The sequence below is a fragment of the Kribbella shirazensis genome (genome assembly GCF_011761605.1).
Classification (GTDB): domain Bacteria; phylum Actinomycetota; class Actinomycetes; order Propionibacteriales; family Kribbellaceae; genus Kribbella; species Kribbella shirazensis.
This window is the reverse complement of record NZ_JAASRO010000001.1, coordinates 1,131,451-1,147,631: the sequence shown is the minus strand read 5'-3', so window position 1 is coordinate 1,147,631 and position 16,181 is coordinate 1,131,451. Positions and strand designations below refer to the sequence as shown.

General features: G+C 70.0%; 11 protein-coding genes and 1 tRNA gene. 5 read left to right on the top strand and 7 right to left on the bottom strand.

The window, feature by feature from the left end:
- Positions 1-8 precede the first annotated feature (8 nt).
- The gene (locus tag BJY22_RS05535) at positions 9-626 is read left to right on the top strand and encodes an aminodeoxychorismate/anthranilate synthase component II (RefSeq protein WP_167204080.1); all 618 of its coding nucleotides are present in this window, start codon (positions 9-11) and stop codon (positions 624-626) included.
- Positions 627-691: 65 nt separating this feature from the next.
- Here the strand turns inward: BJY22_RS05535 and pknB are convergent, their stop codons facing one another.
- The 6 genes from pknB to BJY22_RS05505 all read right to left on the bottom strand — a co-directional run bounded on the left by pknB (position 692) and on the right by BJY22_RS05505 (position 8,269).
- Complete coding sequence (gene pknB / locus BJY22_RS05530) at positions 692-2,545, bottom strand: Stk1 family PASTA domain-containing Ser/Thr kinase (RefSeq protein ID WP_167204079.1); 1,854 nt, start codon at positions 2,543-2,545, stop codon at positions 692-694.
- A 126-nt stretch (positions 2,546-2,671) separates the two neighbouring features.
- Positions 2,672-4,126 (bottom strand): penicillin-binding transpeptidase domain-containing protein, encoded by a 1,455-nt coding sequence (locus tag BJY22_RS05525; RefSeq protein ID WP_167204078.1) that lies wholly within the window; start codon positions 4,124-4,126, stop codon positions 2,672-2,674.
- A complete protein-coding gene (locus tag BJY22_RS05520) occupies positions 4,123-5,520 on the bottom strand; it encodes an FtsW/RodA/SpoVE family cell cycle protein (RefSeq protein ID WP_167204077.1) in 1,398 nt (465 codons plus the stop codon). The genes BJY22_RS05525 and BJY22_RS05520 overlap by 4 nt, the downstream gene beginning before the upstream one ends.
- Positions 5,517-6,917 (bottom strand): PP2C family protein-serine/threonine phosphatase, encoded by a 1,401-nt coding sequence (locus BJY22_RS05515; protein ID WP_167204076.1) that lies wholly within the window; start codon positions 6,915-6,917, stop codon positions 5,517-5,519. The genes BJY22_RS05520 and BJY22_RS05515 overlap by 4 nt, the downstream gene beginning before the upstream one ends.
- Positions 6,918-6,927: 10 nt before the next feature.
- Complete coding sequence (locus BJY22_RS05510; protein WP_167204075.1) at positions 6,928-7,407, bottom strand: FHA domain-containing protein FhaB/FipA; 480 nt, start codon at positions 7,405-7,407, stop codon at positions 6,928-6,930.
- A 10-nt stretch (positions 7,408-7,417) separates the two neighbouring features.
- On the bottom strand, positions 7,418-8,269 hold the full coding sequence (locus BJY22_RS05505) for an FhaA domain-containing protein (protein ID WP_167204074.1): 852 nt from the start codon (positions 8,267-8,269) through the stop codon (positions 7,418-7,420).
- 170 nt (positions 8,270-8,439) lie between these two features.
- Here BJY22_RS05505 and BJY22_RS05500 point away from each other — a divergent pair.
- The 4 genes from BJY22_RS05500 to BJY22_RS05485 all read left to right on the top strand — a co-directional run bounded on the left by BJY22_RS05500 (position 8,440) and on the right by BJY22_RS05485 (position 12,515).
- Positions 8,440-8,523: transfer RNA gene (locus tag BJY22_RS05500), tRNA-Leu, on the top strand.
- 143 nt (positions 8,524-8,666) lie between these two features.
- Positions 8,667-9,422: an ABC transporter ATP-binding protein gene (locus BJY22_RS05495; RefSeq protein WP_167204073.1), complete on the top strand. Its 756-nt coding sequence runs from the start codon at positions 8,667-8,669 to the stop codon at positions 9,420-9,422.
- Positions 9,407-11,242 (top strand): hypothetical protein, encoded by a 1,836-nt coding sequence (locus BJY22_RS05490; protein WP_167204072.1) that lies wholly within the window; start codon positions 9,407-9,409, stop codon positions 11,240-11,242. The genes BJY22_RS05495 and BJY22_RS05490 overlap by 16 nt, the downstream gene beginning before the upstream one ends.
- A 295-nt stretch (positions 11,243-11,537) precedes the next feature.
- The gene (locus BJY22_RS05485) at positions 11,538-12,515 is read left to right on the top strand and encodes a helix-turn-helix domain-containing protein (protein ID WP_167204071.1); all 978 of its coding nucleotides are present in this window, start codon (positions 11,538-11,540) and stop codon (positions 12,513-12,515) included.
- A gap of 14 nt (positions 12,516-12,529) precedes the next feature.
- Here BJY22_RS05485 and BJY22_RS05480 read toward each other — a convergent pair whose 3' ends face one another.
- Positions 12,530-16,162 carry a S8 family peptidase gene (locus BJY22_RS05480; protein WP_167204070.1) on the bottom strand — a complete coding sequence of 1,211 codons (3,633 nt, stop codon included), beginning with the start codon at positions 16,160-16,162 and terminating at the stop codon, positions 12,530-12,532.
- Positions 16,163-16,181 lie beyond the last annotated feature (19 nt).

Here is a 16,181-nt window from a genome sequence, read left to right as displayed (position 1 = left end):
TGGACCGCATGCCGCGGATCCTCGTCGTCGACAACTACGATTCCTTCGTCTACAACCTGGTGCAGTACCTGCAGCAACTGCAGGCCGATACCACTGTGCTGCGCAACGACGAGGTCACCCCGGAGCAGGCCGGTGAGTACGACGGTGTGCTGCTCTCCCCCGGCCCGGGGACGCCGGAGGAAGCCGGCGTCTGCGTCGACATCGTCAAGGAGACCGGTGGCAAGGTCCCGATCTTCGGGGTCTGTCTCGGCCTGCAGGCGATCGGCGTCGCGTACGGCGGGGTCGTCGGACGCGCGGACGAGCTGCTGCACGGGAAGACCAGCCAGGTGTTCCACGAGGGCGCCGGCGTCCTGTCCGGGCTCCCGTCACCGTTCACCGCGACCCGGTATCACTCGCTGGCGATCGCGCAGGACAGTGTGCCGGACGAGCTGCAGGTGACCGCGCGGACCGAGGCCGGCGTGATCATGGCGGCCCGGCACCGCGACCTCCCGGTCGAGGGCGTGCAGTTCCACCCTGAGTCCGTGCTGACCGAGGGCGGCCACCGGATGCTCGCCAACTGGCTCGAGATCTGCGGCGACCAGGGCGCGGTCGCCCGCTCGGTCGGCCTGGCCCCGGTCGTCGGCTAGACCCCGCTACTGAAGAACCCCTCGAGGCGATCGCCTCGAGGGGTTCTGTCGTTCCAGCTGCCGATTCAGCCGCCGATCGTGAGTCCCGGTGTGGTGGGGAGGGTGGTCGGCGGTGTGTCCGTCGGCGTCGGGGTCGGGGAGCTCGGCGGTGGCGTCGGCTGCTCCTCGTGGTCGTTGATCGTCAGTGTGATCAGCGTGCCCTTCGGCGCCTTGGTACCGGCCTTCACGCTCTGCTGCAGGACGGTCTGGTCCGGCGCGCCCGGGTTGTCGGCCGTCGCGTACCCGACCCGGAAGCCGAGCTGCTTCAGCGTGTTGGTCGCGTCGTCCTGCGTCTGGGTGACGACACTCGGTACCTCGATGTTCTCGACCCCGGTCGACACGGTCAGCGTGAACACGGTGCCGGCCGGGTACTCACCCGTCCGGTCCGGGCTGATGTCGATGACGGTGCCCTTCTTCTCAGGGCTGTCCTTCTCGATCGTCTCGTCCTTGACCTTGAAGTTGGCCGAGGTGCCCTCCAGCGCCTTCCGGGCCGCGGACTCCGACTTGCCGATCACGTCCGGCACCGGGAACGCGCTTCGCCCGGCCGAGAACACCACGGTGACAGTCGAGCCCTGTTCGGCCTCGGTGCCCGCGTCCGGCGTCTGCCGGATGGCGAACCCGCGTCCGACGGTGTCGCTGGTCTCCGACGGTCCCTGCGCGAACTTCAGACCCTTGTCGGCCAGCAGAGCGGTCGCGTCGGCGACCGACTTGCCGCTGACATCGGGTACGGCGACCTTCGCCGGCGGCGTGGCCGTCGTACCGCCGCCCGCGGTGTCCTCCTTGGTCATGCTCGAGAACACGGCGTACGCGCCGACCGCGATCGCGACGATCGCGAGGCCGAGCAGGAAGTACGCCAGACCGCGGTTGCGGCGGGAGCGGGCGTCCTCCTCGTCCAGTTCGTCGCCGCCCGGCGGCAGTACGTCGTTCCCGCCCGGCTGCCCGTACTGCTGGGTGGCGGCTGTCGGCGCGACCGCGGTCGGCGACATCTGCCGGGTCTCCGCGACCGCGGCCATCGGCGCGGTCACCTGCTGACCGGCCAGCACCCGGTGGATGTCGGCGCGCATCTCGGACGCGCTCTGGTACCGCTCCTCGCGGTTCTTCGCCAGCGCCTTCAGGACGACCGCGTCGACCTCCGGCGGGATGTCCGGGTCGAACGACGACGGCGGCAGCGGCTGCTCCCGGACGTGCTGGTACGCCACCGAGACCGGCGACTCGCCGACGAACGGCGGCCGGCCGGTGAGCAGTTCGTACAGCAGGCAGCCGGTCGAGTACAGGTCGGAGCGGGCGTCCACGGTCTCGCCGCGGGCCTGCTCCGGGGACAGGTACTGCGCGGTGCCGATCACGGCCGCGGTCTGGGTCATCGTGGAGGACGTGTCGGCGACCGCGCGGGCGATGCCGAAGTCCATCACCTTGACCTGGCCCTGCGGGGTCAGCATCACGTTCCCGGGCTTGATGTCGCGGTGCACGATGCCGGCCCGGTGGCTGTAGTCGAGCGCCTCGAGGACACCGGAGGTGATCTCCAGGGCCCGCTCCGGCATGATCTTGCGGCCCTCGCGGATCAGGTCCCGCAGCGTCTTGCCGGTCACCAACTCCATGACGATGTACGGAATGGTGACGCCGGAGCCGCTCGGGTCCGGCTCCTCGCCGGTGTCGTAGACCGAGACGATCGTCGGGTGGTTCAGCGAGGCGGCCGACTGCGCCTCGCGCCGGAACCGGGCCTGGAAGGTGGCGTCACTGGCCAGGTCGACCCGCAGCCGCTTGATCGCGACGCTCCGGCCGAGCCGGTTGTCGACGCCCCTGCGGACCTCCGCCATGCCGCCGCGGCCGAGCGGTTCGCCTTCTTCGTACCGGCCGCCGACGAGACGTGCCTGCGATGTCATGACCCAGCCTTCCAACCTGTCCGGAAAAACACACTCAATTTGCCCACGGTAGCGGCCGCCACACGTGGAACCCCGTTGGAAAGACGCCCTGCCGTCGCATCATTCCGTATGGTGCTCATTGCCTGCTCATTGGCCCAGCACCGCCTCCATCACCTTCTTGGCGATCGGCGCGGCGAGCTTGCCACCGGCCACGTCGTCACGGGCGACGTCCGCCTTCTCGATCAGGACCGCCACGGCGACCTTCGGGTCGTCGGCCGGCGCGAACGCGGTGAACCACGCGAACGGCGGGCGGTCCTTCGCGGTCTGCGCCGTACCGGTCTTGCCGGCCACCTGCACGCCGCTGATCGCACCCGGCTTGCCGGTGCCGTTGGCGACGACGTCGACCATCATCGCGGTCAGCTGGCTCGCCACCTGTGGGGTGACCGCCTGGTGCAGCGACTCCGGCTTGGTCTCCGACACGGTCTTCAGGTCCGGGGTGCGCACGTTCTGGACGAGGTACGGCTTCATCACCTCGCCCTTGTTCGCGATCCCGGCCGCCACCATCGCCATCTGCAGCGGGGTGGCCTGGACGTCGAACTGGCCGATCGCGGACTGCGCGGTCTGCGGCTGGTTCGGGTCGCCGGGGAAGCGGCTGGTGGCCACGCTCGGCAGCTCGGTCAGCGGCCGCGCGCCGAAGCCGAATTTCGCGGCCTGCTCGCGCAGCGCGTCCGGTCCGAGCTCCATGCCGACGGTGCCGAACGCGGTGTTGCAGGAGTACCGCAGCGCGACCGTCAGCGTCGCGTTGTTGCTGCCGCCGCAGTTCTTGCCGTCCTCGTTCACCAGCGGGACGGTGGTCTGTGGGAGCGGCAGCTCGGCCGGCGAGTGCACCTTGGTGTCCGGCGCGAACTTGCCGCTGGACAGCGCGGCCGCCGCGGTGACCAGCTTGAACGTCGATCCCGGCGGGTAGAGCTCCTGGACCGCGCGGTTCGACAGCGGCTTGTCCTTGTCGGCGTTCAGGTTCTTCCAGGCCGACGCGACCTTCTCGTTGTCGTGCGAGGCCAGCTGGTTCGGGTCGTACGACGGCCGGCTCGCCATCGCCAGGATCCGCCCGGTCTTCGGCTCGATCGCCACCACGGCGCCGGTCTTCCCGGCCAGGCCGGTGTACGCCGCCTGCTGGGCCGCGGCGTTCAGGGTCAGGGTCACGCTGCCGCCCTGCTGCGGCCGGTTGCTGATCACGTCGATGATCCGGCGGAACGCCATCGACGGGTCCGAGCCGTTCAGCTCGGAGTTCATCGTCAGCTCGATGCCGCCGCGGCCGTACAGGTACGAGTAGAACCCGGTCACCGGCGCGTACACCTGGCCGGCCGGGTACGTCCGCTGGTACTTGAACCGGTCGCCGGACTCCTTGCTCTGCGCGACCGGCGTACTGCCGATCAGGATCGGTCCGCGGTTCACCGAGAACTGCGAGTCGCGGACCCGGTTGTTGTCGTTGCGCCCGTTGATCTCGTTCGAACGGAAGGCCTGCAGGTACGTCGAGTTGGCCATCAGCGCGAGCATCAGGATGATCGCCGCCACGGCCAGTCGTCGGATCGCCGAGTTCACTGCTTCTGCACCGCCATCGCGATCGTTTCGTCGGACACTGGGGCGGCCGGGGTCTGCGGCCGCCGGGCCTGGTCGCTGATCCGCAGCAGCAGCGCGATGATCGCCCAGTTGGCGACCAGCGACGTACCGCCGAGGGCCATGAACGGCGTGGCCAGACCGGTCAGCGGGATCAGCCCGGTCACGCCGCCGACGATCACGAACACCTGCAGCGCGAACGACATCGCCAGACCGGTCGCGATCAGCTTGCCGAAGATGTCCCGGCAGCCGAGCGCGGTCCGCAGGCCGCGCTCGATGATCAGCGTGTAGACCAGCAGGATCGCGATCAGGCCGGTCAGGCCGAGCTCCTCGGCGAACGACGAGATGATCATGTCGCTCTGGGCGTACAGCGTGGCCTCCGGGTGGCCCTGGCCGAGACCGCGGCCGAGGATGCCGCCCCAGGCCTGGCCCATCAGCCCGAGTTTCACCTGGCCGCCGTCGATCGCCCACGGATCGAGCCAGTCGGTGACGCGGCGGTGCACGTGGCCGAAGGTCGTGTACGCGAAGAACGCGCCGCCGACGAACAGCGCGCCACCGATGATCAGCCAGCCGGCCCGCTCGGTGGACACGTACAGCAGGAACAGGAACAGGCCGAAGAACAGCAGCGACGAACCGAGGTCGCTCTCGAACACCAGCACACCCAGGCTGACCGCCCACGCGATGCCGATCGGCCCGAGGTCGCGGGCCCGCGGCAGGTCGAGCCCGAGGAACCGGTGCCCGGCCAGCGTCAGAACGTCGCGTTTCACCACGAGGTAACCGGCGAAGAACACGACCAGGCAGATCTTCGCGAACTCACCGGGCTGGAACGACATCCCGGCCAGCCGGATCCAGATCCGCGCGCCGTTCAGGTTCACGCCCAGGCCGGGGATCAGCGGCAGTACCAGCAGCACCAGACCGGCCAGACCGGCCGTGTACGTGAGCGCCTGCAGCCGGCGGTGATCTCTGATCAGCAGGATGACGACCAGGAACAGCACGATGCCGACCGCGGTCCAGGTGATCTGCTGCGGCGCCGCGGCCGCCTTCGGGGTGTTGCCCTTCGCCTCCGCGACGATGGCGAGGCCCAGGTCGATCCGGTGGATCATCGCGACGCCGAGCCCGTTCAGCAGCACGGCGCAGGGCAGCAGCACCGGATCGGCGTACGGCGCCCGGTACCGCAGCGCGAAATGCGCTATCAGGGCGAGCAGCCCGATGCCGGCGGCGTAGTACCCGGTGCTGGCCGGCACCTTGTCCTGGACGGTGATGCCGATGTTCACGTACGCGCCGACCGAGACCGCGATCGCGATCACGAGCAGCAGCAGCTCCACCCCACGCCGGGTACGCGGGATGATCTGGATGACGGACGTGGACGCGATGCTCATCGAACCCCGTCGCAGTCGTCAGGGTCGACCGGGGTGCTCGGCGTCGTACTCGGGACCGTCGTCACCGGCACCGTCTTCGGAGGAACGGTGGCCGGCGGCGTGGTGACCGGGGGCTTCGAGACCGGCGGCGTGGCCGACGGCTTGGGCGTCGGCGTCGGCTTGGCCTTCGCGGCGCACTCATCCGCGGTGTGCTGCAGCTCGGCGACGATCGACCGGGCACCGGCCAGGTTGTCCGCCTGGATGTTGCCCTCGACCTGCTCGCGGCTGTACGTCGGGAGCTTGTCGACCTGCAGCGACTGCCGCTCGTACACCTTCGACAGCGACACCCCGGGCAGATCCGCCTCGACGCCCTGGAAGATCGCCACGTAGTCGCCGTCGGTGCCGACGTAGTACTGCTTCTGGGTCCAGCTGTACGCGAACCAGGCGCCGCCGACGATCAGGCCGAGGACGACGACCAGTACGGCGATCCGCCGCAGCCACGGGAACCGCTTCGGCGGCCGCGGCGCGTACCGCAGCTCCTCCGGGTCGACCGCGGTGCCGTGACCCGCACCGGCATGACCGCCGTGCCCTTCACCGCCGCCGCGGACCGCGACCGTCGGCTCGCCCCGCCCGGTACTGCCCTGGGCCAGCTCGGCGGCGGCGCCGACCAGCTGCGGCTGGGTGCCGCTCGCGGGTTGGGTCTCGACGACGTCCGCCACGACACAGGTGACGTTGTCGTTCGAGCCCGCCTCGAGCGCGTGCGTGATCAGGTCGACGACGACCGAGTCCGGCGTACCGGAGGCCATCGAGGCTGCGATCGCCTCGTCGCTCACGTAGTCAGGCAGGCCGTCACTGCACAGCATCAGCCGGTCGCCTGCCTGGACGTCGAGCATCTCCAGGTCCGGGTCGGAGTCCGGGCGGCCGTCGAGCACGCGGAGGATCAGGTTCCGGTGCGGGTGGGTGAAGGCCTCCTCCTGGGAGATCCGGCCCTCGTCGACGAGCGACTGGACGAACGTGTGGTCGTGGCTCAGCTGGTACAGCCGGCCGTCGCGCATCCGGTACGCACGGGAGTCGCCGAGATGCGCCAGCCCGAGCTGCTTGCCGTCGAACATCAGCGCGGTCACGGTCGAGCCCATGCCCTCGCGCTCGGGGTCCTCCTCGACCAGCTCGGACAGCCGCTCGTTGGCCCGGTGCACCGCGCCGGCCAGCGCCTCGATCATGTCCTCGCCGCTGATGTCGGCGGTGTCCAGCCGCCGGATCACCTGGACCGCCGCCGCGCTGGCCACCTCACCGGCCGCCGCACCGCCCATCCCGTCGGCGAGCAGCAGCAGGTGCGGACCGGCGTACGCCGAGTCCTCGTTGTTGCGGCGGACTCGTCCGACGTCGGAGAGAGTGGCGTAATCGAGCGACAAGGTCATCGGGGCAGGCCTACTTCGCGATGTTCAGCGTCGTCCGGCCGATCCGGATCGAACCGCCGATCTCGGCCGGGACCGGGCGGGTGACCCGCGCGCCGTCCAGGTACGTGCCGTTGGTGGAGCCGAGATCCTCGACCCACCACTGGCCCTCGGACAGGAACAACCGGGCGTGCCGGGTGGAGGAGTAGTCGTCGTCCAGCCGGATCTGGCAGTCCGAACCGCGGCCGATGATCACCGGCTCGTCGACGAGCGAGGCGCCGACCCCGGCCTGCGGCCCGTCCGCGATCGTCAGCGACCCGGGCAGGCCCTTGCGCTTCTTGGCCGGTTTCGCGGGCTTCGGCGTGCGGGTGTTCTGCGGTACGGCGGCCGCGGCCTGGCTGTGCACCTTGGCGCCGAACAGGTCGGACCTGATCACGGAGAGCACCGCGAGGACGAACATCCACAACAGGGCCAGGAACCCCAGTTTGATCAGGGTCAGGGTCAGTTCCGACATGGACGGTCAATCACCACCCGCTGCTCGGCGGCTGGGCCATCGGCTCGTCCGCCAGACGCAGCGTCATCGTCGTGTTGCCGATCCGGACCGTGGAGCCGTCCGTCAGCTCCGCCTCGGTGCTCCGGCGGCCGTTCACCAGCGTGCCGTTGGTGGAGCCGAGGTCGACCAGCACCACCCGGATACCGCCCGGGCCCTCGGGCATCAACCGGATCTCGGCGTGCCGCCGGGAGACGCCCGGGTCGTTGATCTGGATGTCCGCGTCGGTGCCGCGACCGAGCACCACACCGGGCGGGTTGACCGGGCGGCGGCGGCCGTTCACCTCGAGCATCACCTGCGGGTGCCCGCGCCGCGGCTGCTGCTGGGGCGGCTGAGGTGGGTACTGCTGCGGCGGCGGCTGCTGCGGGACGACCGGCGGGTTCGGCGGCACGTAGGGCTCCTGCTCGTAGGGCTGGGGCTCGGGCTGCTGGTACGCGGCCGGCCGCCGCTGGGGCGTCCCGACCGTCTCGCTGACCACCCGGAACTTACCGGTCGGCAGTTCCTCGCGCTGGACCAGCTCGATGTCGATCGGCCCGGAGAAGGTGTAGCGCTGGATGTCGGCGTGATCCCGCAGTTCGTTGGCGAGCTCGTGGTTCAGGGTCCGGCCGTAGGCGTTCAGCCGCTCGAAGTCGTCCGGGCCCAGCTCGATCGTGAAGTGGTTCGGCACCAGCCGGCGGTCCCGGGACAGGATCCGCGCGGTGTTGTCGATCTCACGCTTGAGTGCCGCCGCCAGCTCGATCGGCTCGACGTCACCCTTGAAAGCGCGCGCGAAGACACCGCTCACAATGCCTTCCAGACGTCGCTCGAAGCGCTGCAGCGGTCGCACGCCTCCTCCTCCACGGTCGGTACGTCGAACCCTCGTCCACCGGCAGGCGGACACACCGGGTACGACGATCGATCGTATCGGGAGGTTCGACCCAACCCGCAATGTGAAGCTCCGGCAGAACCCGTGCTACTGTTTCTCCTCGTCGCCAGGAGATCATCTCAGGCGGCAGCGCGCGGGTGGCGGAATAGGCAGACGCGCACGGTTCAGGTCCGTGTGCCCGAAAGGGCGTGGGGGTTCAACTCCCCCCTCGCGCACAACGAAGTCCCGGTCGGTCAGACCGGGACTTTTGCTTTTCAGGACCCCGTCCGATCACCGGACGCGTCCTCCCTGGAGGTGATCGGCGCCGTCCGCCGCCAGTGTGACGACCGGCACGCCGGTGGGTGAGAGGGTGCTCGCCATGGAGCAAGCGCTGCAGCTCGAAGGGCTGCTGAAGGTCTTCGGTGAGCAGCGGGCGGTCGACGAGCTGAGCCTGGGTGTGCCGGCCGGGTCGTTCTTCGGGATGCTCGGGCCGAACGGGGCGGGGAAGACGACGTCGTTGTCGATGGCGGTGGGGTTGTTGCGTCCGGACGCCGGGACCGCGCGGATCTTCGGCGTGGACGTCTGGCGGGAGCCGGAGCGGGCGAAGGCGCTGGTCGGTGTGCTGCCGGACGGACTGGGGATTCCGGAGCGGCTCACGGGTCGGGAGGTGTTGACGTACCTCGGCCTGCTCCGGGGACTGCCCGAGGACGAGGTCGTACGCCGGGCCGCCGAGTTGCTGGAGGTTCTCGAACTCGACCACGAGGACGACAAGCAGGTGATCGGCTACTCGACCGGTATGCGGAAGAAACTCGGGCTCGCGGTGGCGTTGCTGCACGCGCCGCGGCTGCTGGTGCTCGACGAGCCGTTCGAAGCGGTCGATCCGGTGTCGGCGGCGACGATCCGCACGATCCTGCACCGGTTCATCGCCGGCGGCGGGTCGGTGGTGATGTCGAGCCATGTGATGGCGCTGGTGGAGCAGTTGTGCGACCGGGTGGCCGTCGTCGCGGACGGGAAGGTCGTTGCCGCGGGCACCGTGGAGGACGTACGTGCCGGGGGGAGCCTGGAGGACGCGTTCGTGTCGCTGGTGGGTGCGTCGACCCGCGGCGCGGAAGGCCTGACGTGGCTCTCGCGCTGACGTTCCGCACGTCGCACACGCTGGTGCGGATGCGACTGGCCGCGTTCCGGCACGCGCTCGAGGACCAGTTCCGGCGGTCCTGGATCGTCACGGGCGGGTTCGTCGGCCTGGTTCTCGCGAGCGGCACGCTCTGGCTCGCGGCGCGGGGCGACCACGACGTCCTGGTCGTCGTACTCGCGGTGTGGATGCTGGGCTGGGTGGTCGGGCCGCTGTTCGCCGGAGGTGGCGACGAGACCCTCAGGCCCGAGTACTTCACGATGATGCCGCTGCCGCCGCGCACGCTCTCGACCGGTCTGCTGGTCGCTGCGCTGGCCGGTGTCGCACCGGTCATCAGTCTGATCGCACTGCTCAGTCTGATCGTGGTGAGCGGAGGTGTCGCGGCAGCTGTCGTCGCCGTTCCTGCGCTCCTGCTGCAGCTGCTCTGCTTCGTTCTGGCGTCCCGGCTCGCTGTCGCGGTGTACGGCGTACTGCTGCAGTTGCGGTCCGGTGCGGTGATCGCCGCTCTGGTCAACGCGTTCATCCTGGCTTTCACCGCACAGGGCTGGGCGTTGATCGTCGCGTTCGTGTCGGCCGACGTCCAGGGCACAGTTGCGAAGGCCGCGCGCATCGCCCCGTCCGGGTGGGGTCTGGTCGCTGTGGAAGCGGCTGGGCGCGGTGACTGGCTCGAGCTGCTCGCAGCCCTGGCAGGGCTGGTGGTGCTCGCTGTGGTGATGTTGCTGGCATGGTCGGCCCTGCTGGTACGACGGACAACGGCCACCCATACCGGCCGGACGCCGAGGCGCTTGCTGGCGGCAAGGACTCCTGAGGGCGCTGCCGCCGCGAAGGAGCTCCGGTCCTGGACGCGCGATCTGCTCTACGGTCACCGAGCTGTGTTCGCCATCGCCTACGGGCTGTTCTTCTGCCTGATGCCGTTGGCGATCGGGTTGAAGTCGATGCTGCCCTGGGCGGGCCCGGCCGCCGTCGTCATGGCGGGCTCGATGGCCGCCAACCTGTACGGCGCGGACGGTACGGCGTACTGGACCACGCTGATGACACCTGGCGCCAACCGACCCGACGTCCGGGCGCGGCAGCGGGCGTTCCTACTCGTATTCGGCCCGTCGACGCTGCTGATCACCGTGCTGCTCACGTGGTGGTCCGGGGTGACGAGCGCATGGCCGCTGGTGCTGAGCGTTCTGCCCGCGCTCCTCGGCGGTGCGGCCGGCCTGGTCGTGGCCTGCTCGGTGTATGCCGCCGTACCGACGACCGACGCGCACAAGCGTTCCGGCAACCCCCTCAACTCGGGTGAGAACGAGGGCGAGACGATGGGGATCGTCTACGTGATGCTGGTGCTCGTCGCGACAACCTGTGCCCCGGCGCTGGTGGTTGCGCTCTACTTCGGCTGGTGGGGCGTGCCGGTCGGAGTCCTGTCCGGAGTACTCGCCTGGTGGTACTTCGGACGCGTCGCGGCCCGTCGTCTCGACGCCCGGGGTCCCGAGCTCCTCACGCTGCTCAGGCACGGACGGTCGCCCGCGGAGCAGGCCAAGAAGACTGCGGGGCTCGAGGCGCTGCCCAAATGGCGGCGTACGCTGGCCGGCTTCTGCCTGGGGTTCGGGGCGATCCCGCTGTTCCCGCAGGCCGTCGTACCGGCGGTCTTCAAGCTGACCGGCAATCACGACACCAAGTCATGGTTCCTGGCCCTCTACCAGGACGGCCCGTGGCAGTGGGTTGTGATCGCCCTGATGGGCGCGCTGGGGCTGTCGATGTACGCGTTCGGCGGACTTACTTATTACCGCGCGAGGAAGCGCGCTCCGGGTGTGCCGGGCGCGGTAGTCGCAGGGTAGGTGAGCCGCGGTGCCTCGCGGTGGAGGCGACGGTGCGGTGGTTGCGGAGCATCCAGAGGGCTACGGCGGCCGCGGTGATGAGGCCGGCGATGCCGGCGTAGTCGGTCAGGCTCATGGTGACTTCTCTTTCCAAGGGCGGTTGGCTCGGCGGCGGCGAGTTCCGCAGGACGGGAAAGTGACGGGTGGCCGGCCCGGTCGTGATGGCACGGATGGGTCGTGGCTCGACAGTGTCAATGGGAAAGCGCTCGCTTCCGGTTCGCGAGTCCTGGTTAGGTGGTCACCGGAGGTGGGGTGGATGCAGGAAGGCTCGTTGCTCGACGCGCGCGAGGAGCAGACCTACCGGCTGCTGGTCGGCCTGTCCGCCGCGCGGGCCGCCGAGCTCGCCGAGGTGGCGGACCTGCCGCAGCACGAGGCCGACGAGGTGCTGCAGCGGTTGCAGGCGAAAGGGCTGGTGTCGGCGCAGCCGGCCGACGAACCGGTGTTCCGGCCGTTGCCGCCGGACGTGGCCTTCGGAACGACGCTGCTGCGCCGCCAGGAGTCGCTCGAGGCGGCCCGGAAGACCGTCGCCGCGCTCAGCGAGGAGTTCCGCGCCAGTGCGAGCCGCCGGGACGCGCACCATCTGGTCGAGGTGATCATCGGCGCCACCACGCTCCGCGAACGGCTCCGCGACCTGCAGAACTCCGCCCGCGAGGAGATCCTCTGGTTCTGCCGCGCGAACCCGCTGGCGATGCAGGGCGCGGAGAACACCGAGGAGTACGGCGCTCTCTCGCGCGGCGTCCGGTACCGCGCGATCTACGAGCGCGCCCTGATCGAGACGCCCGGCGAGCTGGACTCCATCGCCGAAGGCGTCAGCTGGGGCGAGGAAGCCCGGGTGGTGCCGACGCTGCCGGTCCGGATCGCGATCGTGGACCGGTCGACCGCGATCTGCCCGCTGGTGCGCGACGACGAGGCGAGCATCGGCGAGCCGTCCGCCGCGATCATCAGCCGCGGTCAGCTCCTGGACGCGTTGCTGGCGCTCTTCGAGAGCTACTGGGAGGTGGCGACGCCGGTGCGGCTGCAGTCCGAGGAGAAGTGCGAGGTCGAGGGCCTGGACGACGCCGAACGCCTGCTGTTGTCACTGCTCGTCGCCGGCGTACCGGACAAGTCGATCGCCAACCAGTTGGGGATCAGCCGCCGGACAGTGCAACGCCGCTTGGATCGCCTGATGGCCCTGGCGGGTGTGGACACCCGGACCGGTCTGGCGTTCCAAGCGGCGAAGCGCGACTGGCTCTAACTACGGCAGGAGGATCACCGGACGCCGTACGCCCGGATCACCGTCTGGGTGATCTTCGAGCCGTTCGTCCCGGTGGCCTGCACCTTGAGGGACACGGTGCCGTGGGCGTTCGGTACGACGGCCAGGTAGTGGCCGGCGGCACCTACCACCACGAGCCGCTGCCACGTCGTGCCCTCGTCGAACGAGGCCCAGGCCTGCAGCGACCTCGCCTGCGCCGACTCGAAGCCGACCACGTGCGTCCGGGCGCTCACCTTGCCGGTCAGGTCGACCGGCACCTTGTAGTCGACCTGCTGCAGCGCGAGCGGCACAGCCTTGTCGACCGGCTGCTTGCTCGACCGGAACTCCCACGAGGTCTCCGTGCGCGTGCCCCAGTTCCACTCGCCCTGCTTGTCGATGCGTGCGGTGGACAGGTCGAGCTTGTACGCCGCGTCCTCGCTGGACGTGGTCACGTCCGCCCACGCGTTCGGCAGCTGCGCTACGACCTGGCCGTCGCGAGACAGCGTCGCCGAGGCGGAGGTGGTCTCGCCGCGGGTGTAGTGCCCGTTCTCGTCCACGAAGTTCGGGATGCGGAGCGAGAGCCGGTCACCGGTCCGTGTGGACGCGATACCGGGCGCTGCCGCCGGGCGAACCACCGGACCGAACCACGTCTCGACCGACGGCCCGCTCCGGTAGCTACGCGGTACCGACGTCATGCCGCCGCCCAGCGGGTTCATGGTGTCCCAGGTGTACAGGTGGTGCACCCGGTGCTGCCAGAGCGAGTCACCGGACGTCACCCACTCCTCGCGCACCTTCGGCGTCTCGACGAACCGCTGCGAGTCGTTCCACGAGTACTCCTGCCACGGACGCCACCCGAACCGCTGCTCCTTGGCCCAGTTGAACCCGCCGTTGTCGGCGTACCGCGTGGTGATCCGGGCACTGTTCGCCGCGGTCACCTTGTAGTTGATCTTCGCCGGGATGAACCCGGTCGAGACCTGCTGTACGTCGTACAGGTACGGGCTGGACGTGGTGAGCGTCAGGTCGATCGTCGCATCGCCGAGACGTGCCCGATCGAGCAACTTCTGACCGTCCTTGAACGTGGTCACCATCGCCGGGATCGGTTCGCGGTCGCCGACCGGTCGCCAGACCGTCCACGCGGTCCAGTCGGCCGGCCGGATCAGGATGATCGCCGCAGCGCCGGCTGCAGCGGCCGCCTCGATCTGCTCGCCCTCGTCGTCGGACGGCAGCACGACCAGCGCGCCCTTCGCGTCCTCCAGCGAGGTCGCGATCCGGAACTGCTTCTTGCCGTCGTACGACGGCGACCGGTGCAGGAGGTTGATGTCGAGCGGACCGGGCACCCCCGGGACCGCCGCCTGCACCAACGGCGCAACCAGCTGCCAGCGGGACGAGAACTCGAAGCTGCCGTCCTGGACCGGCTTGGTCGGCGTCACGTTGACCTGCTGGACCGTGCTGAAGTGCATCACGCCGTGACTGATCGAGCGGCCGTTGCCGTACACGCGGTGCACGTAGTAGCTCAGGATCGACTGCTGCTCCGACGGCTTCGGCGTCTCGATCGTGATCGGCGCCGCCTTCCGCGCGTCGATGACGATCTCGATGTCCTTGTCGACCACCACGTTCGGGTCGGTGAACAGGCTGGCCTGCTCGTTCTGCGGGTCGTTGTCCTCGACCAGCGAGTGCAGCAGGTACGTGCCTTCCTCGACCTCGGCCGTGTACGTCGCCCCGTCCCGGAGCCAGCCGATGACGTCGGACCGCGAGTTGTCGCCGAACAACGAGAACACCGGGACGCCGGTGGGCTCGCCGTGGAGGTCGACCGCGCGCACTGTGACCTTGTGCTTCGGCCCGGAGCGGAGGGCTCCGACCGCGGTGTGGGTGACGACGCCGCCGGTGCCGGTGGCAACGATCCAGCCGCTGTACTGACCGCGGCCGAGTTTCGCCCCGTCCAGCGACAGCTGTACGTCGGCGGTGCCGTTGGCCGGGACCGTCACGGTCGCCGGGAGACCGAAGCCGTCCGTCGCCGGCAGGTTGGTGTCGAGGTTGGTCACCTGGAGGGACAGCGTGAGCGTGACCGGCGAACCGGAGTCGTTCCGGTAGGTGACGGTCCGGCTGCTGGTGTCGGCAGTCGTCTGCAGACCGAAGTCCGCGACGCCCGTGGCGGTCACCTTCTGCGCGACGGCGCGGGTCAGGTCGACGCGGCCGGCGCCCTGGTGGTAGACGGTCTGGCCCGGCTGGGTCTTCGCGGTGCTGACCAGTGCGTTCTTGAGCTGGTCGGCCTTCCAGTCCGGGTGCTGCTGCGCGAGCAGGACGGCGGCACCGGCGACGTGCGGCGCTGCCATCGACGTACCCGAGGCGGCCGTGTAGTGGTTGTCGACCGGAGAACCCATGGCCGTGCCGGTCGCGCGGGCCGCGATGATGTCCACGCCCGGCGCGGTGATCTCCGGCTTCAGCCCGGCGTCACCGAGCCGTGGTCCGCGGCTGGAGAAGTCGGCGAGCTTGTCGTCGCGGTCCACGGCGCCGACGGTCAGCGCCGACGCCGCGGCGCCCGGCGTACCGACCGTCTCGTCCGCACCCTCGTTGCCGGCGGAGACGACGAACAGGGTGCCGGTCTGCGCGGTGATGTCGTTGACCGCCTGGCTGAGCGGGTCGGTCCCGTCGGTGGCGCCGCCGCCGAGGCTCATGTTGACGACCTTGGCGCCCTTGCCGGCGGCCCACTCCATCCCGGCGATGATCCAGGAGTCGTAGCCGTACCCGTCGTCGCCGAGCACCTTGCCGACGAGCACGTCGGCCTTCGGCGCGACACCCTTGCGGGTCCCGCCCGCGGCCGCGCCGGTACCGGCGATGGTCGCGGCGACGTGCGTACCGTGCCCGAAGTGGTCCTCGGTGCCGCTCGGGCTGCCGGAGAAGTCCTGGCTCTCCTTGACCTTGCCCGCCAGGTCCGGGTGCGTCGCGTCCACGCCGGTGTCCAGTACGGCGACCTGCACGCCGGAGCCCTCGTACCCGGCGTTCCAGGCGTCGGGGGCGCCGATCTGCGGCACGCTCTTGTCCAGCACCGGCTTGACCTTGCCGTCCAGCCAGATCCGGGTGACGCCGCTGTTCAGGGTGCGGGCGCCGGCGGACGGCTTCAGCGCGTTCCACAGGGCCGGGAGCTGGTCCTTCGCCGCGGCGACCGCCCGGCCGCCGATCGACGGGAGCTGCCGCGTGGTCGTCGTACCGGCGAGATTCTGCGCGGACCGGACGCCCGGGGTGTCCTTGACGATCAGCGGGAGGCTGGCGGCGTCGTCGTACCCGTCGGCGATCAGTTCGTCGACGTCGAACAGGTCCACGTCCAGGACGCCGGCCGAGACGAACGGTACGGCGTCGCTGGGCAGCACCCGGAGACCGCCGTCGGCCTCGACGGTATGGAACGAGACATCCTCGCGACCGGGGGCGGGACGGACCGAGGCGGCCTTCTTGCCGCCGCCGGCGTCGCTCACCTCGACCACGTCACCGGTGATCAGCGTGATCGCGGAGGTCTGGGTGGTCTGGGTGGTCTGGGTGGCCGTCTGGGTGGCACTGTTCGGTGGCGGTGCCGCGGCGGACGGGATCACCGTCGCCGCACCGAGGGCAAGTACCGCCGCGGTGGTGAGCGCGGCGGCACGTCGGGGGGAAGACATAAGGCGGATTCTCCTTCGA

Bases quoted from the DNA above. Each gene is read 5' to 3' on its own strand.
- BJY22_RS05535 (WP_167204080.1), top strand. From the start codon at position 9: ATGCCGCGGATCCTCGTCGTCGACAACTACGATTCCTTCGTCTACAAC.
- pknB (WP_167204079.1), bottom strand. From the start codon at position 2,545: ATGACATCGCAGGCACGTCTCGTCGGCGGCCGGTACGAAGAAGGCGAA.
- BJY22_RS05520 (WP_167204077.1), bottom strand. From the start codon at position 5,520: ATGAGCATCGCGTCCACGTCCGTCATCCAGATCATCCCGCGTACCCGG.
- BJY22_RS05515 (WP_167204076.1), bottom strand. From the start codon at position 6,917: ATGACCTTGTCGCTCGATTACGCCACTCTCTCCGACGTCGGACGAGTC.
- BJY22_RS05510 (WP_167204075.1), bottom strand. From the start codon at position 7,407: ATGTCGGAACTGACCCTGACCCTGATCAAACTGGGGTTCCTGGCCCTG.
- BJY22_RS05495 (WP_167204073.1), top strand. From the start codon at position 8,667: ATGGAGCAAGCGCTGCAGCTCGAAGGGCTGCTGAAGGTCTTCGGTGAG.
- BJY22_RS05485 (WP_167204071.1), top strand. From the start codon at position 11,538: ATGCAGGAAGGCTCGTTGCTCGACGCGCGCGAGGAGCAGACCTACCGG.
- BJY22_RS05480 (WP_167204070.1), bottom strand. From the start codon at position 16,162: ATGTCTTCCCCCCGACGTGCCGCCGCGCTCACCACCGCGGCGGTACTT.